This is a genomic window from Micromonospora sp. NPDC023966, assembly GCF_040639095.1.
In the GTDB taxonomy this organism is placed as follows: domain Bacteria; phylum Actinomycetota; class Actinomycetes; order Mycobacteriales; family Micromonosporaceae; genus Micromonospora.
Genome location: NZ_JBEZZJ010000014.1, coordinates 129,673 through 154,004, shown reverse-complemented (window position 1 = coordinate 154,004; position 24,332 = coordinate 129,673). Strand labels below are relative to the sequence as shown.

22 protein-coding genes are annotated in these 24,332 nt (G+C 72.2%); 16 read left to right on the top strand and 6 right to left on the bottom strand.

Going from position 1 to position 24,332, the window contains the following annotated elements:
* Positions 1–101 precede the first annotated feature (101 nt).
* Positions 102–545 (top strand): helix-turn-helix domain-containing protein, encoded by a 444-nt coding sequence (locus AB0F68_RS19795; RefSeq protein WP_357340258.1) that lies wholly within the window; start codon positions 102–104, stop codon positions 543–545.
* A 98-nt stretch (positions 546–643) separates the two neighbouring features.
* Here AB0F68_RS19795 and AB0F68_RS19790 read toward each other — a convergent pair whose 3' ends face one another.
* Both AB0F68_RS19790 and AB0F68_RS19785 read right to left on the bottom strand, forming a co-directional pair.
* Positions 644–1,993 (bottom strand): hypothetical protein, encoded by a 1,350-nt coding sequence (locus AB0F68_RS19790; RefSeq protein WP_357340185.1) that lies wholly within the window; start codon positions 1,991–1,993, stop codon positions 644–646.
* 36 nt (positions 1,994–2,029) lie between these two features.
* Positions 2,030–3,487 carry a transposase gene (locus AB0F68_RS19785; protein WP_357340183.1) on the bottom strand — a complete coding sequence of 486 codons (1,458 nt, stop codon included), beginning with the start codon at positions 3,485–3,487 and terminating at the stop codon, positions 2,030–2,032.
* A 202-nt stretch (positions 3,488–3,689) separates the two neighbouring features.
* Here AB0F68_RS19785 and murD point away from each other — a divergent pair, with 202 nt between their 5' ends.
* A complete protein-coding gene (gene murD / locus AB0F68_RS19780) occupies positions 3,690–5,036 on the top strand; it encodes a UDP-N-acetylmuramoyl-L-alanine--D-glutamate ligase (RefSeq protein WP_357340181.1) in 1,347 nt (448 codons plus the stop codon).
* A 72-nt stretch (positions 5,037–5,108) separates the two neighbouring features.
* Complete coding sequence (locus AB0F68_RS19775; RefSeq protein ID WP_357340179.1) at positions 5,109–5,351, top strand: hypothetical protein; 243 nt, start codon at positions 5,109–5,111, stop codon at positions 5,349–5,351.
* A 59-nt stretch (positions 5,352–5,410) separates the two neighbouring features.
* On the opposite strand, the gene AB0F68_RS19770 is transcribed toward AB0F68_RS19775, so the two are convergent.
* Positions 5,411–6,388 (bottom strand): hypothetical protein, encoded by a 978-nt coding sequence (locus tag AB0F68_RS19770; protein ID WP_357340177.1) that lies wholly within the window; start codon positions 6,386–6,388, stop codon positions 5,411–5,413.
* 103 nt (positions 6,389–6,491) lie between these two features.
* On the opposite strand from AB0F68_RS19770, the gene AB0F68_RS19765 reads away from it, so the two are divergent.
* Together AB0F68_RS19765 and AB0F68_RS19760 are read left to right on the top strand one after the other, a co-directional pair.
* Complete coding sequence (locus AB0F68_RS19765; RefSeq protein ID WP_357340175.1) at positions 6,492–7,349, top strand: hypothetical protein; 858 nt, start codon at positions 6,492–6,494, stop codon at positions 7,347–7,349.
* 6 nt (positions 7,350–7,355) lie between these two features.
* A complete protein-coding gene (locus AB0F68_RS19760; protein ID WP_357340162.1) occupies positions 7,356–8,162 on the top strand; it encodes a hypothetical protein in 807 nt (268 codons plus the stop codon).
* An 18-nt stretch (positions 8,163–8,180) separates the two neighbouring features.
* On the opposite strand, the gene AB0F68_RS19755 is transcribed toward AB0F68_RS19760, so the two are convergent.
* Complete coding sequence (locus AB0F68_RS19755; protein WP_357340159.1) at positions 8,181–9,080, bottom strand: glutamate cyclase domain-containing protein; 900 nt, start codon at positions 9,078–9,080, stop codon at positions 8,181–8,183.
* A 244-nt stretch (positions 9,081–9,324) separates the two neighbouring features.
* On the opposite strand from AB0F68_RS19755, the gene AB0F68_RS19750 reads away from it, so the two are divergent.
* A complete protein-coding gene (locus AB0F68_RS19750; protein WP_357340155.1) occupies positions 9,325–10,632 on the top strand; it encodes an aspartate aminotransferase family protein in 1,308 nt (435 codons plus the stop codon).
* Positions 10,629–12,122, top strand: coding sequence for a CoA-acylating methylmalonate-semialdehyde dehydrogenase (locus AB0F68_RS19745; protein ID WP_357340152.1), 1,494 nt, complete (start codon positions 10,629–10,631; stop codon positions 12,120–12,122). The genes AB0F68_RS19750 and AB0F68_RS19745 overlap by 4 nt, the downstream gene beginning before the upstream one ends.
* On the opposite strand, the gene AB0F68_RS19740 is transcribed toward AB0F68_RS19745, so the two are convergent.
* Positions 12,094–13,497, bottom strand: coding sequence for an acyltransferase (locus AB0F68_RS19740; RefSeq protein ID WP_357340149.1), 1,404 nt, complete (start codon positions 13,495–13,497; stop codon positions 12,094–12,096). The genes AB0F68_RS19745 and AB0F68_RS19740 overlap by 29 nt on opposite strands.
* Positions 13,498–13,706: 209 nt before the next feature.
* Between AB0F68_RS19740 and ngcE (AB0F68_RS19735) the strand changes: the two genes are divergently transcribed.
* From ngcE (AB0F68_RS19735) to AB0F68_RS19720, 4 genes are all read left to right on the top strand, one after another.
* Complete coding sequence (gene ngcE, locus AB0F68_RS19735) at positions 13,707–15,125, top strand: N-acetylglucosamine/diacetylchitobiose ABC transporter substrate-binding protein (RefSeq protein ID WP_357340145.1); 1,419 nt, start codon at positions 13,707–13,709, stop codon at positions 15,123–15,125.
* Positions 15,126–15,186: 61 nt separating this feature from the next.
* Positions 15,187–16,095 carry a sugar ABC transporter permease gene (locus tag AB0F68_RS19730; RefSeq protein ID WP_357340143.1) on the top strand — a complete coding sequence of 303 codons (909 nt, stop codon included), beginning with the start codon at positions 15,187–15,189 and terminating at the stop codon, positions 16,093–16,095.
* Positions 16,092–16,997, top strand: a complete 906-nt coding sequence (locus AB0F68_RS19725; RefSeq protein WP_357340141.1) for a carbohydrate ABC transporter permease — start codon at positions 16,092–16,094, stop codon at positions 16,995–16,997. Before AB0F68_RS19730 ends, AB0F68_RS19725 begins: the two co-directional genes overlap by 4 nt.
* A 108-nt stretch (positions 16,998–17,105) precedes the next feature.
* Complete coding sequence (locus AB0F68_RS19720) at positions 17,106–17,762, top strand: hypothetical protein (RefSeq protein ID WP_357340139.1); 657 nt, start codon at positions 17,106–17,108, stop codon at positions 17,760–17,762.
* 335 nt (positions 17,763–18,097) lie between these two features.
* On the opposite strand, the gene AB0F68_RS19715 is transcribed toward AB0F68_RS19720, so the two are convergent.
* Positions 18,098–19,084 carry a BadF/BadG/BcrA/BcrD ATPase family protein gene (locus AB0F68_RS19715; protein WP_357340136.1) on the bottom strand — a complete coding sequence of 329 codons (987 nt, stop codon included), beginning with the start codon at positions 19,082–19,084 and terminating at the stop codon, positions 18,098–18,100.
* Between the two features lie 153 nt (positions 19,085–19,237).
* On the opposite strand from AB0F68_RS19715, the gene AB0F68_RS19710 reads away from it, so the two are divergent.
* The 5 genes from AB0F68_RS19710 to AB0F68_RS19690 all read left to right on the top strand — a co-directional run bounded on the left by AB0F68_RS19710 (position 19,238) and on the right by AB0F68_RS19690 (position 24,317).
* On the top strand, positions 19,238–20,200 hold the full coding sequence (locus tag AB0F68_RS19710; protein ID WP_357340135.1) for a MurR/RpiR family transcriptional regulator: 963 nt from the start codon (positions 19,238–19,240) through the stop codon (positions 20,198–20,200).
* The gene (locus tag AB0F68_RS19705; RefSeq protein WP_357340133.1) at positions 20,197–20,946 is read left to right on the top strand and encodes an SIS domain-containing protein; all 750 of its coding nucleotides are present in this window, start codon (positions 20,197–20,199) and stop codon (positions 20,944–20,946) included. Before AB0F68_RS19710 ends, AB0F68_RS19705 begins: the two co-directional genes overlap by 4 nt.
* Before the next feature lie 24 nt (positions 20,947–20,970).
* On the top strand, positions 20,971–22,383 hold the full coding sequence (gene ngcE / locus AB0F68_RS19700) for an N-acetylglucosamine/diacetylchitobiose ABC transporter substrate-binding protein (RefSeq protein ID WP_357340131.1): 1,413 nt from the start codon (positions 20,971–20,973) through the stop codon (positions 22,381–22,383).
* A gap of 22 nt (positions 22,384–22,405) precedes the next feature.
* The gene (locus tag AB0F68_RS19695) at positions 22,406–23,347 is read left to right on the top strand and encodes a sugar ABC transporter permease (RefSeq protein ID WP_357340129.1); all 942 of its coding nucleotides are present in this window, start codon (positions 22,406–22,408) and stop codon (positions 23,345–23,347) included.
* A gap of 169 nt (positions 23,348–23,516) precedes the next feature.
* Entirely contained in the window at positions 23,517–24,317 is an 801-nt protein-coding gene (locus AB0F68_RS19690; RefSeq protein WP_357340256.1) for a carbohydrate ABC transporter permease, read from the top strand.
* Positions 24,318–24,332 lie beyond the last annotated feature (15 nt).

The following is a 24,332-nucleotide window of genomic DNA, read 5'->3' as shown; positions in this document are numbered from 1 at the left end:
CCCGGTCCGCCCGCCCCGCCGATTCGGCCGCCCGGACGGGGACGGTCGGCGCGCTGCGCGCCGCGGATCCGGCGTCCCGCCCGCGCCCGGCCGGCCCGGCCGTGATCGTCGCGGCCGGGTCCGGGGTGGGCAGCCTGCGGGAGGCGCGCCGCTCACTGGTCGAGGCCCGGCAGATCGCCGAGGCGGCCCGGCGGGACCGGCGGGACCTGCCCTACTTCCGGCTCCCGCACGTCGGGCTGGCCGGCCTGCTGCACCTGCTCCGGGACGAGCCGCGGTTGCAGACCTTCGTCGAGCGGGAGCTGGGCGGGCTGCTCGCGTACGACGCCCAGCACCCCCGGGAGCAACTGCTCGGCACCCTCCGCGCGTATCTGGAGCAGGGCCGCAACAAGTCCGCCGCGGCCGCCGCCGCCCACCTGTCCCGGCCGGCCTTCTACGAACGCCTGGCCCGCATCGGCCGCATCCTCGACGTCGACCTCGACTCGGTGGAGCAGTGCCTGTCCCTCCACGTGGCCCTGCTAGCCCTGGACGCCGTCCGCACCCCCTGACCGCCATCCTCGGTGATCATGAAGTTGGCGGCGACAATCCGGGCGATCCGCCCCGCTAACCTCATGATCAACGGGGCGGGCGGGGTGGGTGGGCAGGGTCAGGTGAGGGCCGTCAGGGCCTTGGCGTAGGGGGCGGGGACGTAGGTGGGGCCGCCGGGGGTGAAGACGTCGGAGGTGGCGGCGGCCGACCAGGCCGTCGGCGGCACCGCGTCGACCAGGGCGCGGACCACGGGGGCGTCGCGCCACTGCTCCTGCTCGGCGAGCAGGCTCAGCGCGACCACCGACTCCTCGACCTCGCCGACGCACTCGAACGGCTTGTGCCCGTCCACCCCGAGCAGCTCCCGGTAGCCGGGAATCTGAGACTCGTCGGCCAGCAGGTCGCCGCCGAAGATGGCGGTGATCCGGTCGCGGGACATGAACGGCGCCATGGCCAGGAACACGAACCGGCACTTCGGGCAGTCGCGGCACCAGCGTTCGCTCGCGTCGCGCAGCTTGAAGGCGGCGTTGCAGCTGGTCACCACCGCGTCGTACCGGTCGGTCTCGGCGAAGAGCCGGGCGATGTGCAGCTCGGACAGCGACCGCAGCAGCGAGAAGTACGGCTCGGTGAGGCCGGCGTGCTCGGCCAGCGCGGCCCGCAGCAGGCCTTCCGCCTCGACGCCCTTGGACCACTGGTGGTTGATCTCGTGGCCCTGCCAGACCAGGTTCGGGTCGGACGCCGAACGCTCGTTGGACATCACCACCGGCCCGAGCCCGTGCAGCACGGCGGTGGCGACCGCGATCAGCGAGTTGATCGCGGTGACGGGAATGTGCCCGTTCAGGGCGCCGGCCGCGTTGAGGTCGAACAGCACCGGGTCGATCCGCCGGCGGGCGGCGAGCGGCACCAGGTCGGACGCCTCGTTGACCGAGACGATGACGTGGTTCGGGTTGACCGAGAAGGGCACCGGGTCGAAGCCGGCGCGGCGCAGCGCCTCCAGCGTGACGATGGAGTCCTTGCCGCCGCCGACGGCCGAGAGCGGCCGGCGGTCCGAGTCGTCGTACACGCGCGGCGCGGCGACCTCGCCGGCCGGCACCTCCGGGCGCAGCTCCAGCACGTGCGGCAGCTGGTTGCGGTACGCGTACTCGGCGAGACCCTTGGTGTAGACGGCCGTGACCAGCTCGGCGGCGGCCGCGCCCAGCGGCGCCGGCAGCACCAGCCGGGGCGGCGCGGCGGCCTTGTAGTAGCTGACCCCGGCGACCACGTGCAGCAGTTCGAGGACCCGGGCGAGGGTGGCCGCGGTCTCGTCGGACACCGGCTCCGCCGGCAGGGGAAGGGTGACCACCTCGGTGAACCGCTGCTCGCCGTCGGGGCCGGTCAGGGCGTAGTCGAACAACACCTCGCCGGTGGCGAAGTCGATCGAGTAGGACGGGAAGGTGAAGGCGTCCATCCGCCGGAGCTGCTCGTTGGGCACACGCCATACTACAGCGTGTCTCAATAGTCCGTTGGGTCATGAGACACCGCCCTTCTCGGGCGTCCCTGCCGTCGCGGGTGTTCGTGGCGGTGGGGTTCCTCCATCATCAGGGCTGGTTGCGCCGGCGCGTGGGCGCTGGCCAGAGCCGTTCCCTCGGGAGGCGTTGGTGACCGGGCCTCGTGCTTCGGGGTCCCGGGTCTGGGCAAGGTGTTGCTCGGCCCAGACGGCGAGGTTGACCGCCGCGTTGACGTCCCGGTCCGCCGTATGCCCGCACTCGTCGCAGCGGAAGATGCGTATGGACAGGGGTAGGGCGGGGCCGATGGTGCGGCAGGCACTGCACATTCTGGTGGACGGGTACCAGCGGGGCGCCCGGGTGGCCTGCCCGCCCCGCCAGCGCTGTTTGTAGCCGATGATGCGGGCCAGTTCAGCCCAACCCGCATCGGAGATGGCGGCGGCCAGACGCCGGTTGCGCAGCAGACCGGCGGTGTACAGGTCTTCCAGAGCCAGCCGGTCGTGGGTCTTGACCAGCCGGTTGGCGACCTTGTGCAGAAAGTGGCGACGCACATTCGCGACACGGTGGTGGGCACGAGTCAGCCGGGCGACCGCCTCGGCCCGATTGCGCGAGCCTCGCTGTTTGCGGGTGACCTGGCGGGATAGCCGCCGTAGCCGGGGCAGGGCGGTCCGCAGCGGGCGCGGTGGATCAGTGACGCGCAGCCGCTGTCGGCCGGTGGTGTCGGCGGCCACGACGAGGGCAGCGAGGCCTCGGTCGATGCCTACCCAACCACCGCAGTCGGCGTCGGGGCGGGGCGGGTGCTGGCGGGCGGGATGCAAATCCGCCGCCTCCACTGTCACGGTGATGGTCCATCGGCCGGCCCGGCACGAGGCGGTGGCATACCGGATGTGGGCTCGGCCTGTGCGCATCATCCGCCGGAGTCGGCGGGTGTCCTCCCGTACCCTCAGGACCCCGATCCTCGGCAGACAGATACTCCGAGGCCCCGCCGTCGGATCCCCCACCCGGATGCTCGCCCGACCCGCCTTGGTTTTGCAGCGGATCCGGAACGACGGCTGGGTGCGGCTCTTGCGTTTGAATGTCGGGAACCCCACCCGGCGGCCCGGCCGTTTCCCCCGCCGGGAGTCGGCCCAGGCGGTCAGGGCGCGGCCCAAGTCGACAGCGGCTTCCTCACACACCTGCTGACACACCTGCGTCCGCCACGACAACCCCGTCGCCACGATCTCGGCCGAACCGGCCGAGTCGACCACGAAGCGGCGACCCGCCTGCGCCGAGGTCTTCCACGAGTTGAACGCGTTGATCAGGTCGAAACCCGACCATGGCACCACCACCGACCCGCCCCGATGCTTCGCATCCAGGGCGTCCTTCACCAGAGCCAGGCACTGGTTGAACGCGAACCGAGCCGCCCCCGTATGACGGACCAACACCACCACCTGCGACGGTGACGGGTCAGCTGTGAACCGGAACGCGGTAAACCTCCCCACAGCCCCACAGCATGCCTGCCACCTACGACACAACAGTTAACGTCGCTGCAGGACAGGGCGGAATCCCCTGCCCCCGAAGAACAGCCGGTGCCGGATGGGCGACAGCGGCCACCAGCCGTTCGAACGGCCGTGAACCTCAGCCTGTATAGGCTGGAATCGCCCTCATTCTTCATGAGGGGGAGGATGTCAACGAGGAGAGCCTGTGCGCCTGTCTGATCTGCGCGGACGTCATGTCGCCGTCTGGGGCGCCGGCCGGGAGGGCCGGGCCGCGGTCACCGCGATCGCCGCGCACGGCCCGGCCGGCCTGGTCGCCGTCGACGACAGCGCGAACTTCCTCACCCTGCCGTGGGAGGGCCCGCTCGCCGAGGCCGCGCCGCTGGTGACCGGTGAGGAGGGCTTCGCCCGGCTGGCCGCCGCCGACGTGGTGGTCCGCTCGCCCGGGGTGCCGAACACCCACCCGTGGATGATGGAGCTGCGCCGTCGAGCCGTTCCGGTCACCCAGGGCAGCGCCCTCTGGATGGCCGACCACGCGGACCGGACCGTCGGGGTGACCGGCAGCAAGGGCAAGAGCACCACCTCCAGCCTGATCAGCCACCTGCTCACCGCGATGGACCGGCCGAACGTCTTCGGCGGCAACATCGGCGTGCCGCTGCTCGACCTGCCCGAGGCGGGGCTGTACGTGCTGGAGCTCTCCAGCTACCAGTGCGCCGACCTGACCGACTCGCCCCGGGTGGCCGTGGTGACCGCCCTCTTCCCCGAGCACCTCGACGCGCACGGCGGCGAGCGGGAGTACTACCGGGACAAGCTCAACCTGCTGGCGCACGGCCCGCACACCGTGGTGGTCAACGGCGCCGACCCGCGGCTGGCGCTCGAACTGGGAGACCGGGCGGCGGTCCGGGCCGGCTCGCCGGACACCACCCACGTGGCGAGCGGCCCGGACGGCGCCCCCTGGTTCCACCTGCGGGACACCCCGCTCTTCCCGCGCGCGGTGCTGCCCCTGGTCGGCCGGCACAACGAGGGCAACCTCTGCGTCGCGCTGGCGGTGCTCGACGCGCTCGGCGTCGACGTGGTGGCGGGCAAGGACAGCCTCGCCATCGCGGTCGCCGGGTTCCAGGGCCTCGCCCACCGGCTCACCGAGATTCCCGACGCGTCCGGGCTCACCTTCGTCGACGACACCCTGGCCACCAGCCCGTACGCGGCCATGCACGCGATCGACGCGTACGAGGGGCGGCCGTTGACCGTGATCGTTGGCGGGACGGACCGGGGGCTGGACTACACCCCGCTCCGCGACCACCTGGCCGAGCGGGAGATCACCGTGATCGGCATCCCGGACAGCGGCCCCCGGATCGTCGACGCCCTGGCGGGGCTGCCGGCGGTGCGGACGGAGATCGCCGAGGACCTCGTCGCCGCCGTGGGGCTGGCCCGCAAGCTCACCCCGGCCGGCGGGGTGGTGCTGCTCTCCCCGGCCGCGCCGAGTTACGGCCAGTTCCGCAACTACGAGCACCGCTCCGAGGTCTTCGCGCAGGCGGTGGTCGACACCGCCCGCTGACTCAGCCCCGGTCGGCCGGGGGCCGGGGACTCCGCGCCGGGCGGCAACGCGGGGTCGGCGTCGTCCGCCGGCGTGCCGATCCAGAGCACGGTCCTGCTGAACAGCCTGCTCGGCCCGATCACCTGCGTCTACCGGACCGGCACCAACAGCATCACCGGCACGGCGGCCAACGCCACCAACTCGATCGCCTTCACCAACCAGGTGCTGACCAAGTCGTCAGGGCCGAGCCTCTGCTTCGGCACCGCGTACTTCTCCGCGACGTACTCGCCGGTGCAGGACGCCACCCAGGCGGGCAACCCCGTCTACGTCAACTGACCCCCGTCCACGGGCCGGTGCGCGGTGGTTCGCCGGGCACCGGCCCCGCCGTGCGCCGGTCAGCCGGCCGCCAGTGCCGTGTGCAGGGCGCGCATCGATCGGACCGCCGAGCGGATCTCCTGGAGGTAGCGCCCGGCGGTGAGGGTGGGCTCCGGCACCGGGACCGGCGGGGCCAGCGCCGGATCCACCCCGACCGTGTCGATCCCGCAGCCGAACGGCACGGCGAGGGTGCGCAGCGCGTCGCAGTGCTGGAACGGCACGTAGATCGGGGCCGTCACCATCAGCACCGGATCGTCCGCGCGCAGCCGGACGTGCGCGGCCCAGAACCGCTGGGTGTCGGCGGTGTGCGCCCGCCGGTGGTCCGGCTCGCTGGACGGGGCGGCCAGCACCCGGACCGGCGGCAGCCCGGCGGGCCGGTAGGTGCGCGACGACCAGGCCCGGTGCGGGTGGTCCGCGGTCTCGCCGGTCTCCTCGCTCGGCGCGTCCACCCCGAACGCCAGCCGCACCCCGGCGTCCAGGGCGTCCACCTCGGTGGTGCAGCCGTGCACCCCGACGTCGGCGAGCAGCCGCGACTCGACCGGGGAGAGGGGCCGGAAGCTGCCCAGCACCGCCACCTCGCCGGCGACCCCGGCGACCGCCCGGGCCAGGTGCGCGGCGTACGCGGTGCGCCGCAGGCAGGCGTGCGCCAGGCCGCCGAGGACGAGCAGGTGCGCGTACCGGGGCAGGGTTGGCGGGACGGCCCGGACCAGGCCCAGCGCCGTCGCCGCGTCGAGCACCAGCCCGACCGTGGCCGGGTCGAACGCCGGCTCCCGGGCGTCGGGGCGTTCCCGCCCGTCGCGGAAGTCCCAGTGCCGGGCGGAGAAGTCGTCCAGCCCGGCCAGCACCGCGCTCAGGTCTCCGGCCGGCCAGTCGCCGCCGAAGTGCCCGACCAGGGCCCGCATCGGCGGCGAGTCCGCCCAGGCCCGGATCCCCGCCGCCAGTTCCGCCCGGGTCGTCCCCGCCGCGCCGGCCGGCAGCGCCACCTCCGTCGTCCGCACCAGGCGGATGCTACCGGCGGCGGGCGGCGGCCGACCGGCCGTTGTGGATCGTGGCTACGCTGAGCACACGAGTGATCGGGGGTGGCCGATGGCGGGTGAGGCGATGCGGCGACGGGCGCGGGGCCGGAGCGGCTCGGCGGAGAACCTGGTGCGGCTGGTCGCGCACACCGACCCGGTGGCTCTGGTCGGCATCACGCTCTCGATCCTGCTGTCCGTGACGCTCGACCTGACCAACGCGGCCACCGGGGTCGAGTCGCTGCTCGCCGGGCTGATGGGAATCACCATCTCGCTGGTGCTCGATTCGCTGGCCCGGGCCGAGCGCCGGTTCCACCTGCGCACGCTGCTGGACGGGCCGCCCTGGCTGGTCCGCGCCACCCCGCAGCTCGCCGGCGCGCTCCGCGAGGCCGCCGAGCGGCACGCCGGGACCCGGGTGGCGGCCGAGGCGCAGCGGCGCTTCGAGGAGTTCCGCCGGGAGGCGGAGCAGCTCGCCGCGGGCCGGATCATCCGGCGCGGCGACGACGACGAGGACCTGCTCGGCGCCACCCGGGACTGCACCCGGGAGCTGGTCGCGCTGACCAACGTCATGCCCCGGGTCAGCGGCGAGCTGAGCTGGTGGCGCGGGGATGTCGGCCGGCGCTACTGGGAAGCCAACCTGGCCGCCTTGGAGCGGGGCGTGCGAATCACCCGGATCTTCACCTACGCCACCCTCAGCCCGGAGCTGTCCGAGCTGGTGGAGACGCAACGGCGGGCCGGCGTACGGGTGGGCCTGTTGCCGCTCGGCGCGGTCAGCCCGCACCTGCACATCAACCTGGCGGTCTGGGACGGGTCGAGCTGCTGGGAGGCCAAGATGACCGCGCACGGCGAGATCAGCGAGAACGAGTTCTCCGTCCACCCGGCCGACGTGGAGCGGCTGACCCGGGCCTTCCGGCTCTGCGCCGACATCGCCACCTTCCAGGACTGAGGCGCCATGACGTGGAGTGCCGTCCTGCTGGTGACCGCCGTGGTCTGGGCGGTCAGCGTGATCCGCTCGGTCCGGGTGCGCGCGTTCGTCTACAGCCTGCCGCTGCCCATGACCCTCGCCCTGATCACCACCGGCCACCGGGTGGACGGGCCGCAGCTGTTCGGGGTGGTCGGCCTCAACCTCTTCTTCGTCACGGTGGCACTCACCCACCGCCGGCTGCGCTGGCCGATCCTCCTGGCCGACCTGGCCGGCGTCGCGGTCTACGTGGCGCTCAGCGCCGGAGTGCTGGCGGTGCCGGTGCCGTTCGAGGCGGCGCTGGCCGGCACCGTGGCGCTCTGGGCGCTGACCATGGTGCTGCTGCGCCGCCGGGCCGCCGCCGCGCCGCCACCGGGGCCGGCGGAGAACCGGCGGGACGGCCTGGCCGCGCCGGTCAAGCTGGTGGTCATCTTCGTCGGCGCGCTGCTCACCGGGCTGCTCGGCGAGCTGCTGCGGGGCATGGTGGTCACCTTCCCCTACTCGGGGGTGCTGGTCGCCGTCGAGGCCCGCCACCAGCTCGCCGAGTTCAGCCGGCACTTCGCCCGCAACAGCCTCGGCCTGATCGGCTTCCTCGCCGGTTACCACTACCTCCAGGACACCTCGCCGGCCCTCGCCCTGGCCGGCGGCTGGGCCGCCTTCGCGCTGGTCTCCGCCGCCCTGCACCTGCCCCGCCGCCGACCCGCCCCGCCGGCCGCCGCGCAGACCGGGCCGGAGCGCGTCGAGCCGCGTCCGGGCCGCCGGCCGCTGCCCGGCCCCGAGCGCCCCGCGGCCACCTGACCGACCCGCCGCCGGGGTTCAGGCCGCGGCCGCCACCAGCTCCGCGATCCGCGCCAGGGGCTCGGCGTACGCGGGCCAGTCCAGGCCGTCCACGCTGGGCGTCGCCCGCCGGCGTACGCCGTCCACGGCGCCGGCCCGCGCGACGATCGCGGTCAGCACCTCGGCGGACCACTCGGGGCGGAGCAGCTCGCGCAGGGCGGGCACCTCGGGGCGCAGCACCGCCAGCGCGCCGACCAGCGCGGCGGCCGCCCAGTTGGAGGTGCCGCCGACCAGCAGCGTCTCGCAGCCGACCACGCAGCGGATCCGCTCGCCGCGGTCGACCACCCGGGTCACCAGTTCGGCCGGCAGCAGGCCCATGCCCAGCTCGTTGCCGCCGTCGCCGATGCCGATCCGGAACGCGGGCCCGGCGGTGAAGAGCCGGTCGAGCGGGGCGCTGTGCCCGCCGATGTCCTCGCCGCGCATGTTGCGGGGCCGGCCGTCGACGCCCGGGCCGACCCGCTCGCAGGCGATCACGTGCGACAGGCGCGCGTAACGGGGCAGCATGGTCGCGGCCCAGTCGTCGTACCCGCGCAGTGGCGCCACGTCGAGCGGGACGCCGGGCGCGCCGGCGGCGATCGCGGCCTCGACCACCGGCGCGCAGGGCGCGTCGGTGACCAGCCGGGCCTGCCCGCCGAGCGCGCGCAGCGCGGCGGCGAGCTGCACGGCGCCGATCGGGCCGTCGGTCTCGGCGGCGGGCGGGTCGGCGCCGGGGATGAAGAAGCCGGTCAGCACGGCGGCGTCCGGCGCGGGCCGGCCGGCGAGCGACCGGGCGGCGGTGAGCAGCCCGCCGGCCGTCGGTACGGCGAGCGCCTCGCTGCCCCGGCCCACCTCCCGGGCGGCGACCCGGGCCAGCTCGGCGACGGCTTCCTCGACCCGCATGACGCTCCCTCCGCCGGCGACGGGCCCAGGGTAGACACTCGGCTCCACCACTGCGGATCAAGTGGTCGCGCAGGCCGCCGACCAGCGAAATGATGCATGCCGCTCGGATTGCGCTCCGGAAACCGCAGTGGGTCGCTTGACGCGGTGTCAGGTGGGCAGCCCCGCTGCGCTACACAGTGACAGTTGTCCCTGCCTCCCCGTGGTGAGAGCGTGCGGAGACCAACCGCCGCTGAAGGGTGCGCCGATGACCTCCGACGACCTGCTGGCCCGGCACCGGGCCGTGCTCCCGTCCTGGATGCCGCTCTACTACGCCGAACCGCTCGAGCTGGTCTCCGGCTCCGGCCGCCGGGTGACCGACGCGGCCGGACGCAGCTACCTGGACTTCTTCGGCGGCGTGCTGACCAACATGATCGGCTACGACATCCCGGAGATCCGGGAGGCGGTCGAGCGGCAACTGCGCACCGGCATCGTGCACAGCTCGACGCTCTATCTGATCCGGCAGCAGGTCGAGCTGGCCGAGAAGATCGCCCGGGTCTCCGGCATCCCCGACGCCCGGGTCTTCTTCACCAACTCCGGCACCGAGGCCAACGAGGCGGCCCTGCTGGTCGCCACCAACTACCGCCGCTCGCACCAGATCCTCGCCGTGCGCAACAGCTACCACGGCCGGTCGTACGCGGCCATGGGCGTCACCGGCAACCGGGGCTGGTCGGCCAGCGCGCTCAACCCGCTCCAGGTGGCCTGGCTGCACTCGGGTGAGCGGCTGCGCGGCCTGCTGGCCCGGCTCGACGAGGACGACCGGATCGACGCGGCGGTGGAGGACCTGCGCGAGGTGCTCGCCACCCAGACCGCCGGCGACGTGGCCTGCCTGATCGCCGAGCCGATCCAGGGCGTCGGCGGCTTCGTGCACGGCCCGGACGGGCTCTTCGCCGGCTGGAAGAAGGTGCTCGACGAGCACGGCATCCTGCTCGTCTCCGACGAGGTGCAGACCGGCTGGGGCCGCACCGGCGAGCACTTCTGGGGCTACCAGGCGCACGGGGTCACCCCGGACCTGCTCACCTTCGCCAAGGGCATCGGCAACGGCTTCGCCCTGGCCGGCGTGGTCGGCCGGGCCGACGTGCTGGAGGCGGTGCCGGCGATCAGCTTCTCCACCTTCGGCGGCAACCCGGTCTCCACGGCGGCCGGCAACGCCGTCCTCGACTACCTGCTCGACCACGACCTCCAGGCCAACGCGGCGCGGGTCGGCGCGATCCTCGGCGACGGCCTGCGGGCCGCCACCGCCGGTCTCGACCGCGTCGCCGAGGTCCGCGGCAAGGGCCTCATGCTCGGCGTCGAGTTCGTCCGCCCGGGCACCACCGAGCCGGACCCGGCGCTCACCACCCGGGTCTTCGAGGCCTGCCGCGAGGGCGGCCTGCTGGTCGGCAAGGGCGGCCTGCACGGCAACGTGGTGCGGATGGGCCCACCGCTGACCCTGACCGAGGACGAGGCCCGCGAGGGCCTGGCCATCCTGGTCGAGGCCATCCGTTCCTCCGTCGCCGCGGAGGTGACCGCATGACCACCACCATCGGGCACTTCGTCGACGGAAAGCGGGTCAGCGGGGACTCCGAGCGGCGCGGGGACGTCTTCGACCCGGCCACCGGACGGCGTACCGGGCAGGTGGCGCTGGCCTCCGCCGCCGACGTGGCGAGCGCCGTCGAGGCGGCCGAGCGGGCCGCCCGGTCCTGGCGGGACGCCTCGCTGGCCAAGCGGACCGCGGTCATGTTCGCCTTCCGCGAGCTGGTCAACGCCCGCCGCGACCGGCTCGCCGAGGTGATCACGGCCGAGCACGGCAAGGTCCTCGCGGACGCCGCCGGCGAGGTGCAGCGCGGCCTGGAGGTGATCGAGTACGCCTGCGGCATCCCCTCGGCGCTGCGCGGCGGCTTCAGCGAGAACGTCTCCACCGAGGTCGACTCGTACAGCCTGCGGCAGCCGCTGGGCGTGGTGGCGGTGATCTCCCCGTTCAACTTCCCGGTGATGGTGCCGCTCTGGTTCGTCCCGGTGGCGATCGCCTGCGGCAACGCCGTGGTGCTCAAGCCCAGCGAGAAGGACCCGAGCGCGGCGCTGCTGCTGGCCGAGTGGTTCAGCGAGGCCGGGCTGCCGGACGGCGTGCTGAACGTGGTCAACGGCGACAAGGAGGCGGTCGACGCGCTGCTCGACCACCCCGGTGTGAAGGCGGTGTCGTTCGTCGGCTCCACCCCGGTGGCCCGGTACGTGCATCAGCGCGGCTCGCTGGCCGGCAAGCGGGTGCAGGCGCTGGGCGGGGCGAAGAACCACATGGTGGTGCTCCCGGACGCCGACCTGGACCTGGCCGCCGACGCGGCGGTCAACGCCGGCTTCGGTTCGGCGGGGGAGCGGTGCATGGCGATCTCCGCGCTGGTCGCCGTGGAGCCGGTGGCCGACGCCCTGGTCGCCCGGATCGCCGAGCGGATGGGCCGGCTGCGCACCGGGGACGGCCGGCGGGGCTGCGACATGGGCCCGTTGGTCACCGCCGCGCATGCCGAGCGGGTCCGCTCCTACGTGGAGTCGGGCATCGCGGCCGGCGCGGTGCCGGTGGTGGACGGGCGCGAGGTGACCCCGGACGGGGACGTCGACGGGTTCTGGCTCGGCCCGACCCTCTTCGACCACGTCACCCCGGAGATGTCGATCTACACCGACGAGATCTTCGGCCCGGTGCTCAGCGTGGTCCGGGTCGGCTCGTACGACGAGGCGGTCGAGCTGGTCAACGCCAACCCGTACGGCAACGGCACGGCGATCTTCACCAACGACGGTGGGGCCGCCCGGCGCTACCAGCACGAGGTGGAGGTCGGCATGATCGGCGTCAACGTGCCGATTCCCGTGCCGATGGCCTACTACTCGTTCGGCGGCTGGAAGGCCTCCCTCTTCGGTGACCTGCACGCGCACGGCGCCGACGGGGTCGCCTTCTTCACCCGGGGCAAGGTGGTCACCAGCCGCTGGCTGGACCCGCGACACGGCGGGGTCAACCTCGGCTTCCCCACCCAGACCTGAGCAGCCGCAGCACTCCCGCCCCGGCCAGGTACGCCACCAGCGCCGGGGCGGGCAGCCCCAGGGGCTCGGGCGCGGCCTTGCGGGTGAGGCTGTTCAGCAGCAGCCCGGTGACGAGCCCGGCGTACCCGAGGACGGCCAGCGCGGTGCGGAGCCGGCGGGCGCCCTCGCCGGCCGGGCCGGTCGCGGGCGGGCGGCGGGTGCGGGCCTCGATCGGGCCGAAGACGGCGACCAGCGCGGCCAGCACCACGGTGAGGGCGAGCAGCCAGGGGATCCGCCAGCCCCACCAGGCCGCCGAGCCGACTGGGGGAGTGGGCAGCACGCCCAGCGCGTCCAGCAGCCCGGTGAGCAGCACCGCCGCGGTCAGGTGCCAGAGGAAGACGGTGAGCACCACGGCGTTCACCGCGATCACCGCCTGCCATGGCCGGGAGCGCCGGAGCCGGCGCTGCGCCGGCTCGCGCAGCAGCAGGATCAGGCCGAGCTGGGCGGCCGCCGCGGCGAGCAGCGCCAGGCTCGGCGGGGCCGCGTTGTCCAGCCGCTCGCCGGGCACGTTGAGCATCGCCACCGGGTACGGCCCGACCACCGTCAGGAGCACCAGCGCGACCAGCCCGCCGGCGAGCAGGGCCGCCCCCGCCCGGCGGGACAGCGGCAGCCGGCGCCCGAGCAGGCCGCGCGGCCTGGCGTCGACCGGCCCGGCCGTCGGGTCGTCGGGGCGCCCGGCCGGGGCGCGGGTGTCGTACCAGGCGAAGCCGAGTTGATGTACGGCCAGCCAGCCGAACAGGTAGTTGCCGGTCGCCAGGCCCGCCGGGCCGAAGATCCGCCCCAGGTCGCCGAGCGCGACCAGGGCGATCAGCACCAGCGGCACGGCCAGCCCGAAGCGGCGGTGCAGGGCGTACATCGGCGGGGTCAGCGGCACCACCACCAGGTAGGCCACCAGGAACCAGAGCGGGATGGTGGCGAACCAGACCACCGTGCGGACCTGGGCCGGGTCGGCGCCGCGCAGCGTGGCCGCCGCGGCGCCGGCCGCCAGCACCACCAGCAGCGCGGTGGTCGGCCGGACCAGCCGGGCGCTGCGGTCGATCAGCCAGCCGGTGGCGGTGCCGCCCCGGTCGCGGCGGGCGGTCAGCGAGGCGGCGTTGGCGTAGCCGCCGACCAGGAAGAACACCGGTATCACCTGGGCCACCCAGGTCAGCGGCCAGGCCCAGGGCAGGTCGCCGAGGGCGGAGTGGCCGGCGGGGCGGCCGGCCCGGTCGTAGTCGATGACGGTGACGCCCCAGTGGCCGAGCACGACCATGGTGATGGCGAGCGCCCGCAGCAGGTCGACGTAGCGCTCCCGGCCGGCCGGCGTGCGTTCGGCGAGCTGCCGGAGGCGGCGCATGGGCTCAGGCTATGCCAGCCGCCGCCAACTGGTACGGATAACGGTTCGGTCGTGAGGTCTTGTGGTCCGGGCCGCGCTGCCGTAGAAATTCTTCAGCAACATCAACTGAATTGAAGACAAGCAACAGCTGACACCCCCAGAGCCTCGACGCCGCGGCCGCCGTTCCCCCAGACCCGGCGGGCCGTGCGTACCCGAACCGAGGAGATGCGATGAACAGGCGTGAAATCCTCCGGCGGACCGCCGCCACCGGCCTCCTGGCCACCCCCGCCGCCGGCCTGCTCGCCGGCTGCGCCACCTCCGGTGGCGACGACGACAAGGGCGACTCCAGCGCCTACAAGGGCACCAAGAGCGAGCAGAACCCGCTCGGTGTCAAGGAGGACGCCCCGCTCGAGGTGGTGATCTTCAACGGCGGCTTCGGCGAGGAGTACGCCAAGGCCCACGAGGCCATGTACAAGGAGAAGTACCCGAAGGCGAAGATCAACCACTCGGCCACCCAGGAGATCAGCAAGACGCTCCAGCCGCGCTTCGTCGACGGCACCCCGCCGGACGTGGTGAACAACTCCGGCGCCGGGCAGATCGATCCCAACGGCCTGGTCTCCCAGAACGCCCTGGCCGACCTCGGTGACCTGCTCGCCGCGCCCAGCCTCGACATCCCCGGCAAGACGGTCAAGGACACCCTGCTCCCCGGCGCCGTCGAGGTCGGCTCCTACGACGGCAAGTTCCTGGTGATGAACTACACCTACACGGTGTACGGCATCTGGCACTCCACCAAGCTCTTCGCCGACCGCGGCTGGCAGTACGCCAAGACCTGGGACGAGCACATCGCGCTCTGCAAGCAGATCAAGGCCGCCGGCATCGCCCCCTGGACGTACGCCGGCCTGCACCCGCGCTACATGAGCTGGCCGCTGATCTCCACCGCGATCAAGCTCGGCGGGCCGTCGGTGGCGCTGGCCATCGACAACCTGGAGCCCAACGCCTGGAAGTCCGACGCCATGAAGGCCGCCGCGGACGCCTGGTACCAGATCGTCAAGGACAAGTACATCCTGGAGGGCTCGCCCGGCCTGGACCACAAGCAGTCGCAGACCGCCTGGTGCCAGGGCAAGGCCGCCTTCATCTCCTGCGGCTCCTGGCTGGAGAGCGAGCAGAAGGACGTCACCCCGGCCGGCTTCAACATGACCGTGGCGCCGACCCCGAGCCTGGGCAGCGGCGACAAGCTGCCGTTCGAGGCGATCCGGGGCACCGCGGGCGAGCCGTTCATCGTCCCGGCCAAGGCCAAGAACGTGGCCGGCGGGCTGGAGTACTTCCGGACCATGCTGTCCAAGAAGGGCGCCCAGGACTTCACCAAGAAGGTCGCCAGCCTCACCGTGGTGGCCGGCACGACCGAGGGCGTCGAGCTGCCGTTCGGGCTGAGCACCGTGGTAAAGGCGCTGGACGCGTCCGGGTCCAACGGCTTCAACTGGGTCTACAACAACTACTACCGCAAGCTCGAGCGCAACCTGGTCGACGCCGCCTGCGGCGAGTTCTTCAGCGGCCGGATCGGGCCGGCCGACTTCCTCGACCAGTGCCAGAAGGGCGCCGACTCGATCGCCCAGGACAGCTCGATCAAGAAGTACAAGCGGGCCGCGTGACGTGCCCCGGTGGGGGTGGGTCCGCCCACCCCCACCGGTCGAACCAGGGAGGGGTCGCCAGGTGCGACATGGCAGATACCCGCTGATCGTCAGCTTCCTGCTGCCGCCGCTGGTGCTGTACGGCGTCTTCGTGCTCTCGCCGTACCTTCAGGCCTTTCAGATCTCGACCACCAACTGGCTGGGCTACTCCGCGCAGGCCGACCCGGTGGGCATGGCGAACTTCCGCACCATGCTGCACGACGGCTACGTCTGGAACGCGTTGACGAACAACGCGGTCCTGCTCCTCGTGGTGCCGGTGCTGACCATCGCGCTCGGCCTGTTCTTCGCCACCATGCTCACCATGGGCGGCCGCAAGGGCCGGGCCGGCGTGACCGGCGTCCGGGGCACCGCGATCTACCAGCTGGTCTACTTCTTCCCGCAGGTGCTCTCGGTGGTCATCATCGCGCTGCTCTGGAAGGAGATCTACAACCCGCGCAGCGGCCTGCTCAACGGCGCGCTGCACGCGCTCGGCCTGCCCACCCCGGCCTGGCTGGGCGACCCGCGGTTCGCCTTCTGGTGCGTGCTGGCCGTGATGGTGTGGAGCAACGTCGGCTTCTACGTGGTGCTCTTCGGGGCGGCCATGCAGGCCATCCCGCGCGACATCTACGAGGCCGTGATGCTCGACGGGGCGTCCCGGGCGGTGATGCTGCGCAAGATCACCATCCCGCTGCTCTGGGACACCGTCCAGGTGGCGTGGATCTACCTGGCCATCGCCGCGCTGGACGGGTTCATCCTGGTCCAGCTCATGACCAACGGCGGCCCGAACTTCTCCACCGACGTGATCGGCATGCGGATGTACGACACCGCGTTCGGCAGCGAGACCAAGTTCGGCTACGCCTCGGCGATCGGCGTGGTGATGTTCTTCCTGACCCTGTCGGTGGCGGTGCTGGCGCTGCGGGCCGCCCGGCGCGATCGGATCGAGTACTCATGACCAGTGTGGACTCCGGCACCCGGCCGGCCCCGGCGGCGCTCGCCGAGCCGACGACCGGCCGGCCGCCGCGCCGGGAACTGGGCGTGGCGAACGTCTTCTCGCACGGCTTTCTGCTGCTCTGGGCGGCGATGACCGTGTTGCCGCTGGCCTGGATGGTGCTCAGCTCGCTGAAGAGCAACAGCGACATCCTGACCGACCCGTGGGGGCTGCCCGGGGCGCTGCACCTGGACAACTGGGCGCGGGCCTGGACCAAGGCGCACATCGGTCGCTACTTCCTCAACAGCGCCGTGGTGGTGGCCGGCTCGCTGACCCTGACCATGCTCCTCGGCGCCGCCGCCGCGTACGTCTTCGCGCGCTACGAGTTCCGTGGCCGCCAGGTGGTCTACTACCTGTTCGTCGGCGGGATGATGTTCCCGGTCTTCCTCGCCCTGGTGCCGCTCTTCTTCGTGGTCCGCAACGCCGGCCTCTTCGGAACCTGGACCGGCCTGATCCTGGTCTACACCGCCTACTCGCTGCCGTTCACGGTGTTCTTCCTGACCGCGTTCTTCCGCACCCTGCCGACCGCGATCGCCGAGGCCGCGCTGATCGACGGCTGCGGCCACTTCCGGCTCTTCTTCCGGGTGATGCTGCCGATGGCGCGTCCGGGACTGATCAGCGTCGGGATCTTCAACTTCCTCAGCCACTGGAACCAGTTCCTGCTGCCGCAGGTGCTCATGCAGGGCGACGAGTCGAAGTGGATGCTCGCCCAGGGGCTCAACGCGCTCGCCGTCAACCAGGGGTACGCCGGCGACTACGCCCAGCTCTTCGCCGGCCTGACCATCGCGGTGCTGCCGGTCCTGGTGGTCTACGTGAGTTTCCAGCGGCAGATCCAGGCGGGCCTCACCGCCGGTCAGCTCAAGTGAGGTGCCCCGGCTGCCGTGAGGTGGTGGTTGCCACAGGCAACGGGGCAGCGGGACCGCTGAAGGCTCCTCTATCGTGGGCCGGCACCTTCACCGATCGACAGGAATCACATGTTTGAACTTGTCTACGAGCTCCTGCTGATTCTCGGCGGCATCGCGATGGTCGCCATCGGCATCGCCATCAAGGAGCAGGGCACCGGCTCTCGGATCTTGAACGTCGTCGTGGGCCTCGGCTTCTTCGGCTACGGCTTCTACCTGATGTTCCTCGCTCCCGTGGGCAGTAGGTACACGATCTTCTTCTACGCCTTCATCCTGCCGATCCTGCTGATCGTGCGCGCGGTGAAGGCCCGCAAGGAGGCCCGCGAGCAGGCCGCGGCGCACCAGTTCGCCGGCGCGCCCCAGCCCGGCCAGTTCGCCCCGTCCGCCCCGGGCCAGCCGGCCCAGGGCTGGCCGGCCCCGCAGGGCCAACCCGACCCGTACGGCCAGGCGCCGCAGGGCCACTACGGCCAGGCCCCGCAGCAGCCGGGCCAGCCCGGCCACCCGCAGGCGCCGTACGGCCAGCAGGCCCCGCAGGGCCAGTACGGCCAGCAGCAGGGTCAGTACGGCCAGCCCCAGGGTCAGTACGGCCAGCAGCAGGGTCAGTACGGCCAGCCCCAGGGCCAGTACGGCCAGCAGCAGGGTCAGTACAGCCAGCCCCAGGGCCAGTACGGCCAGCAGCAGGGTCAGTACAGCCAGCCCCAGGGGCACCCGGGCTACCCGAACGCCTGAGCCTCGCACCCCGCGAAGCGGGCCGGTCGACACGCTGTCGACCGGCCCGCTGCTTTCGTCTCGGCCCCCGCCCCAAGGTGCCACGTCGGCAAGCTGGCGGAGCCGGCTCGCGGGGTCTGACCGATTTTGACCACCGATTCGAGCTATCGCGCCCCGGTCGCCCGCATCGGTTCCTCCTCCGCCCGCCGTACATCAGATCTTGGCGACTTACCGTTCGTGGTGAACAACAACTCTCCAAGATCCGGAGCCAGCGTGGCCGGGTGGACAAGCCTGCGGCACTGCGAAACGTCGTCGAGTTCCAGGGGCCGGGCAAGCTGGCGCGGCGGTGGTGCGGCTCAGGCCGGGGGGACCAGGAGGGCGTGCAGTGCCGCCGGGTCGGCGACCTCGGGCAGGTCGCGGGCGGCCAGCCAGGCGGCCGCGGCCGCCCCGTCACCGGCGCTGCGCAGCGGGGCGTCCGGCCACCGGCGGGCCAGTTCGGCGCGGACCGCGGCGGCGAGCGGGGTGTCCCCGGTGAGCAGGCCGCCGCCGAGCACCACCGGGTCGGTCGCGCCGGGCGGCCGGATCCGGGAGACGCTCTCGGCCAGCAGCGCGGCCGCCTCGGCGACCAGGGCCACGCCGGTCGGCTCGCCCGCGCGGGCCGCCGCGACGACCAGCGGCGCGAGCCGGGCCAGTTCGACCGGGGGTCGCCGGGTCACCGCCTGCACCACCGCCTCGGCGGTCGCCCGGGGGCGGGCGGCCACCTCGGTGGTGCCGGTCAGTTCGGCGAGCACCTGGCGGGCCAGGTCGCCCGGCGGGTCGGCCCGGTCGAGGTCGGTGAGCAGCCCGCGGACCGCCTCCCGGCCCAGCCAGAACCCGGAGCCGGCGTCGCCGAGCAGCCAGCCGTGCCCGTCGGCGGTGCGGTCGAGGCGCAGGTCGCGTACCTGGGCGGCGATCGCGCCGGTGCCGGCGATGAGCACGGTGCCGTCCGGGGCCGCCGTGCCGGAGGCGTAGGCGACCAGGGCGTCGCCGTGCACGGCGTACGGGCAGCTCAGGCCGGCGTCGGCCCAGGCCCGGTCGAAGGCGGCGCGGCCCTGCGGATCGGCGAGGAGCCGGCCGGCCCCGGCCAGCCCGATGACGCCGGCGCGGACCCGGGTCGGGTCGACGTCGGTGAGCGCGGCGCGCAGCGCGGTGAGGAGTTCGGCGGCGGCCCGCTCGGCGCCGTGGCTGGTCGGGTTGCCGCCGCCGGCGCGTCCGGTGCCGAGGCGTGACCCGTCGAGAGTGAGGGCGGCGGCGCGGGTGGACGTACCCCCGACGTCGAGGCCGACCACGACGGTGTCCGACATCCCTTCATGCTGGTCGGCCGGGCTTCCGGGCGCAAGATCCGGGCTGTGCGCCAGGTAACAGTTTGAAAACTTCGCCCACGCTCTTGACACAGAGGGGCCTTCAGTAAGAACTTTTACCACTAACAGTTAACACTCTTTTCCGAAAGGCATCCCATGGTTGATCACGAGGTGGACACCCCCGCGGGGACCGCGGTGGTCGACGCCGACGCGGTCGACCGGCGGGGTGCGGTGATCGTCTCCTCCGACGGCGTGCTGGCCAGGGTCCGGGCCGGGGCGGGGGAGCTGACGGGGGCGTTGCGCCGGGTCGCCGAGCACGTGCTCAGCGACCCGGAGGCGGCGGCCCGGGCCACGATCGTCGAGCTGGCCGAGCGTAGTGGCACCTCGCCGGCGACCATCACCCGCTTCTGCCGGGCCATGGGCTTCGAGGGCTACGCCGACCTGCGGCTCGGGATCGCCGCGGAGACGGGCCGGGCCCGCTCGGCGGGCTGGACTGTCGACATCGGCCGGGAGATCCAGCCCAGCGACCCGCTGTCCCGGGTGCTCGACCAGATCATGGCCGCCGACACCCGGGCCATGCACGACACCGCCGCGCTGCTCGACCTCCGCGAGGTGGAGCGGGCGGCGGTGGCCATCGCCGGGGCCAGCCGGGTGAACATCTTCGGCGCCAGCGGCAGCGCCCTGGTCGGCGAGGAGATGCAGTTCAGCCTGCACCGCATCGGGGTGGCCGCCTGGGCCTGGAGCGACGTGCACGAGGGGCTGGCCAGCGCCGCGCTGCTCGGCGTCGGCGACGTCGCGCTCGGCATCTCGCACACCGGGCAGACCCGGGAGACCATCGAGATGCTCGCCGAGGCCGGCAGTCGGGGAGCCACCACCGTCGCGCTGACCGGCTTCCCCCGCTCGCCGCTGGCCGAGCTGGCCGACATCGTGCTGGTCACCGCCAGCCAGGCCACCACCTTCCGGCCCGACGCGCTCTCCGCGCGGCACCCCCAACTCGTGGTGCTCGACCTGCTCTACATCGCGGTGGCGCAGCGCACCCACGACCGCGCCCACGCGGCCTTCCGGCGTACCGCCCAGGCCGTCGACGGGCACAAGGCCGAGAAGGGGGCCACCTCATGATCAGTGCCCAGCGCTACGCGGACGCCGTCCGCCCGGTGCTCGACCGGCTGGTCGACACCCAGGCGGAGGCGGTCGACCGGGCGGCCGACGTGATCGCCCGCGGGCTGCGCGCCGGCGGCGTGCTCCAGGCCTTCGGCGCCGGCCACTCCGAGGCCTTCGCCGCCGAGCTGGTGGCCCGGGCCGGCGGCCTGGTCCCGACCAACCGACTCTCCCTGCACGACCTCGTGCTGCACGGCGACGCGCCCCGCGACGTGCTCGCCGACCCCAAGCTGGAACGCGACCCGGCCGTGGCGCACCAGCTCTACGCCCTGGCGGCGCCGCAGCCGGAGGATGTGTTCGTGGTCGCCTCGCAGTCCGGCATCAACGGCTCGGTGGTCGAGCTGGCGACGCTGGTCCGGGAGCACGGCCACCCGTTGATCGCGGTCACCTCGGTCGAGCACACTGCTCGGGTCGCCCCGCGGCACCCGTCCGGTCAGCGGCTCGCCGACCTCGCCGACGTCGTGCTGGACAATGGCGCGCCGTACGGCGACGCACTGCTGCCGCTCGAGGGCGGCGGCGCGGTCTGTGCGGTCTCGTCGGTCACCGCGGCGCTGCTGGCGCAGCTGCTGACCGCCGAGGTCGTGCGACGGTTCCACCAGGCCGGTGAGGTACCCCCTATCTACCTCTCCGCCAACGTCCCCGGTGGGGACGAGCACAACCTCGCCCTCGAGTCGCGGTACGCCGGGCGCCTCCGGCGGACCGCCTGACCCGTCACACAAGGAGAGACAAAGATGTCGGTTACCCCCGAGAACCTCGGCGACCTCAGCCGCCGGACCCTGCTTCAGCGGGCCGCCGCGGCCGGCCTCCTCGCCGCCCCGGCGATGGGCCTGCTCAGCGCCTGCGCCGGCAGCGAGCCGGAGAAGTCCGACACCGGCGGCGCGGCCAAGAGCAAGGACAACCCGTTCGGCGTCAAGGACGGCAGCGCCGTCAAGGTGGTCGTCTTCAACGGCGGCCTGGGCGACCAGTGGGCCAAGGAAGACAAGGTCATCTTCAGCGCCAAGCACCCCAACGTCACGGTCAACATGTCTTCCACTCAGAAGATCAAGACCGAAGAGCAGCCGAAGATGGCGACGCAGCCGAGTGACCTGGTCATGAACTCGGGCGCCGACATGATGGACCGCAGCACGCTGATCAACGAGGGCGCCATCGAGCCGCTCGACGACCTGCTCACCGCGCCCGCCTGGGACGGCGAGGGCACCGTGGCGGACTCGCTGCTGCCGGGCACGGTCGGCGACGGCACCCAGAACGGCAAGTTCTACGTCGTGAACGTGGCCTACACGGTGTGGGGCAACTGGTACAACGCCGCGCTGTTCAAGAAGGAGGGTTGGCAGGCGCCGACCACCTGGGACGAGTTCTTCGCCCTGGCCCCGAAGATCAAGGCCAAGGGCATGGCGCCGTACGTGCACGACGCCGCGCACGGCTACTACCCGCGCTGGGCGCTCATGGCCAGCATCTGGAAGACCGCCGGCAAGCAGGTCGTCGTCGACATCGACAACCTGAAGGAGAACGCCTGGAAGGCCGACGGCGTGCTCAAGGCGCTGGAGCCGTGGGAGAAGCTGGTCAAGGACCGGCTGCTGCTGCCGGGCAAGCTCGACCACACCCAGTCGCAGCAGGCCTGGCTCGACGGCAAGGCGGCGTTCATCCAGGTCGGCACGTGGCTGAAGAACGAGATGGCCGCCACCATCCCGCCGGGCTTCGAGCTGACCCTGTCCGACTACTGGCACAACGCCGACGACAAGGCGCCGAAGGACGTGTTCGCGGCGTCCGGTGAGGGCTTCGTCGTGCCGAGCAAGGCCCCGAACAAGGAGGCCGCGAAGGAGTTCCTGCGGGCGATGCTGTCCAAGGCGGGCTCGGCCAAGTTCGCCGAGCTGACCAAGTCGCTGGCCTCCACCAAGGGCTCCGGCGACAACGTGCAGGACACCGCGCTCGCCAGCGCCAACAACCTGATGAAGAACGGCGGCACCGAGCTGATCTCGGTCAAGTTCCAGGACTTCTACGCCGACCTGGACAAGGAGAGCCAGAACCTCTCCGAGGAGTTGATGGCCGGCCGGCTCACCGCGCAGCAGTTCGTCGACAAGATGCAGGCGGCCGCCGACAAGGTCGCCAAGGACTCGTCGATCAAGAAGCAGACCCGCACCGCCTGATCAGACGGAGAGAGTGAGTCCAATGCGGCACGGAGTCGCGCGTTTCGTCACGGGCTTCCTGGCCCTGCCCGTCGCGCTGTACCTGTTCTACGTGGTGTGGCCGTTCGCGCAGGCGGCGGGATACTCGCTGACCGACTGGGGCGGGTATTCGGATTCCCAGAACTTCGTCGGGCTGGACAACTACGTCCGGCTGCTCTCCGACGAGCTGATCCGGAAGGCGTTCTGGCACAACGTTTTCTTCCTGGTCACCGTGCCGCTGTTCACCATCGCGCTGGCCCTGTTCCTCGCGTTTCTGCTCAACGTGGGCGGACGCGAGGACAGGGCCGGCATCCGCGGGGTGTTCGGCTCCGCCCTCTACAAGGTCATCTTCTTCTTCCCGCAGGTGCTGTCGCTGGTGGTCATCGCCGTCATGTGGCAGCAGATCTACCGGACCGACCAGCAGGGCCTGATCAACGGCCTGCTCATCAAGATCGGGCTGATCGACGCGGAGAACCCGATCGCCTTCACGGCCGACCCGGAGCCGTTCCTCGGCGTCCCGGCGGTGCTGTGGTGGCTGCTGCTGATCGCGGTCTGGAGCGGCGCCGGTTTCTACATGGTGCTCTTCTCCGCGGCCATGCAGTCGATCCCGAAGGACATCTACGAGGCGGCGATCCTCGACGGGGCGGGCCGGTTCCACACCTTCTTCCGGGTCACCCTGCCGCTGCTCCGGGACACCATCTCGGTCGCGTGGGTCTACCTGGGCTTCATCGCCCTGGACATGTACGCCCTGGTCTTCGTCATGACCCCGAGCCAGGGCGGCCCGAACCACGCCAGCGAGATCTTCGCCTCGGTGATCCAGTTCAACGCGTTCCAGAAGGGCCAGTTCGGCTACGCCTGCGCGATCGCCGTGGCGCTGGCCATCTTCACCATCCTGCTGGCCGCCCTCCAGCTGAGGATTACCCGCCGTGAGCGGATCGAGTTCTGAGGAGGCCTGGACGATGAGCACGGTGACCCACACCTCCGACCAGAGGCGACCCGACGCGGCGCCGCCGACCGGTCCCGCAGGGGGCCGACGGGCGGGATCCACCGCCGGCAGCATCGGCGGCCGGATATTCAACGGCTTCTCACACCTGTTCCTGGCGGTGTGGGCGATCATGGTGGTCTACCCGCTGCTCTGGGTGGTGATGTCCGCACTCAAGACCGACTCCGAGGTGATCCGCGAGCCGCTCTCGCTGATCCCCGAGTCGCTGCAGTGGGACAACTTCGCCCGGGCGTGGACGGCCGGGATCGACAGCTTCTTCCTGAACACGCTGCTCGTGCTGGTCTTCAGCGTGACCCTGACGATGCTGCTGGGCTCGATGGCGGCGTACGCGCTGGCCCGCTACGAGTTCAGGGGCAACCGGCTGATCTACTGGATGTTCCTGTCGGGGCTGACCCTGCCGGTCTACCTCGCCGCGGTGCCACTGTTCAAGGGCGTCTACAACATGAACGTGGTGTTTCCGCTGCTCGGCCCGAACAAGCACGTCACGCTGATTCTGGTCTATGTGGCCTGGTCGCTGTCGTTCACCGTCTTCTTCATGCACTCGTTCTTCCGGACGCTGCCCGACACGATCGCCGAGGCGGCCCAGGTCGACGGCGCCTCGCACACCAGGACGTTCTTCAGCGTGATGCTGCCGATGGCCAAGCCCGGCCTGATCAGCATCGGCATCTTCAACGTGCTCGGCCAGTGGAACCAGTGGTACCTGCCGACCCTGCTCATGCAGTCGGTCGCCGGCGAGCCGAAGCACCAGGTGATCGCCCAGGGGTTGATCGAGCTCTCGGTCAACCAGGGCTACAAGTCCGACTGGTCCGGCCTCTTCGCCGGGGTCACCATGGCCATGCTGCCGGTGCTGATCGTGTACATCGTGTTCCAGCGCCAGGTGCAGTCGGGCCTCACCGCCGGCGTCGGCAAGTAACCCCCGCAACCCCGC

Bases quoted from the DNA above. Each gene is read 5' to 3' on its own strand.
- AB0F68_RS19760 (WP_357340162.1), top strand. From the start codon at position 7,356: ATGACGTGGAGTGCCGTCCTGCTGGTGACCGCCGTGGTCTGGGCGGTC.
- AB0F68_RS19745 (WP_357340152.1), top strand. From the start codon at position 10,629: ATGACCACCACCATCGGGCACTTCGTCGACGGAAAGCGGGTCAGCGGG.
- AB0F68_RS19710 (WP_357340135.1), top strand. From the start codon at position 19,238: ATGGTTGATCACGAGGTGGACACCCCCGCGGGGACCGCGGTGGTCGAC.
- AB0F68_RS19755 (WP_357340159.1), bottom strand. From the start codon at position 9,080: ATGCGGGTCGAGGAAGCCGTCGCCGAGCTGGCCCGGGTCGCCGCCCGG.
- AB0F68_RS19715 (WP_357340136.1), bottom strand. From the start codon at position 19,084: ATGTCGGACACCGTCGTGGTCGGCCTCGACGTCGGGGGTACGTCCACC.
- AB0F68_RS19690 (WP_357340256.1), top strand. From the start codon at position 23,517: ATGGTGGTCTACCCGCTGCTCTGGGTGGTGATGTCCGCACTCAAGACC.
- ngcE (WP_357340145.1), top strand. From the start codon at position 13,707: ATGAACAGGCGTGAAATCCTCCGGCGGACCGCCGCCACCGGCCTCCTG.
- AB0F68_RS19725 (WP_357340141.1), top strand. From the start codon at position 16,092: ATGACCAGTGTGGACTCCGGCACCCGGCCGGCCCCGGCGGCGCTCGCC.
- ngcE (WP_357340131.1), top strand. From the start codon at position 20,971: ATGTCGGTTACCCCCGAGAACCTCGGCGACCTCAGCCGCCGGACCCTG.
- AB0F68_RS19705 (WP_357340133.1), top strand. From the start codon at position 20,197: ATGATCAGTGCCCAGCGCTACGCGGACGCCGTCCGCCCGGTGCTCGAC.
- AB0F68_RS19720 (WP_357340139.1), top strand. From the start codon at position 17,106: ATGTTTGAACTTGTCTACGAGCTCCTGCTGATTCTCGGCGGCATCGCG.
- AB0F68_RS19740 (WP_357340149.1), bottom strand. From the start codon at position 13,497: ATGCGCCGCCTCCGGCAGCTCGCCGAACGCACGCCGGCCGGCCGGGAG.
- AB0F68_RS19695 (WP_357340129.1), top strand. From the start codon at position 22,406: ATGCGGCACGGAGTCGCGCGTTTCGTCACGGGCTTCCTGGCCCTGCCC.
- AB0F68_RS19765 (WP_357340175.1), top strand. From the start codon at position 6,492: ATGCGGCGACGGGCGCGGGGCCGGAGCGGCTCGGCGGAGAACCTGGTG.
- AB0F68_RS19750 (WP_357340155.1), top strand. From the start codon at position 9,325: ATGACCTCCGACGACCTGCTGGCCCGGCACCGGGCCGTGCTCCCGTCC.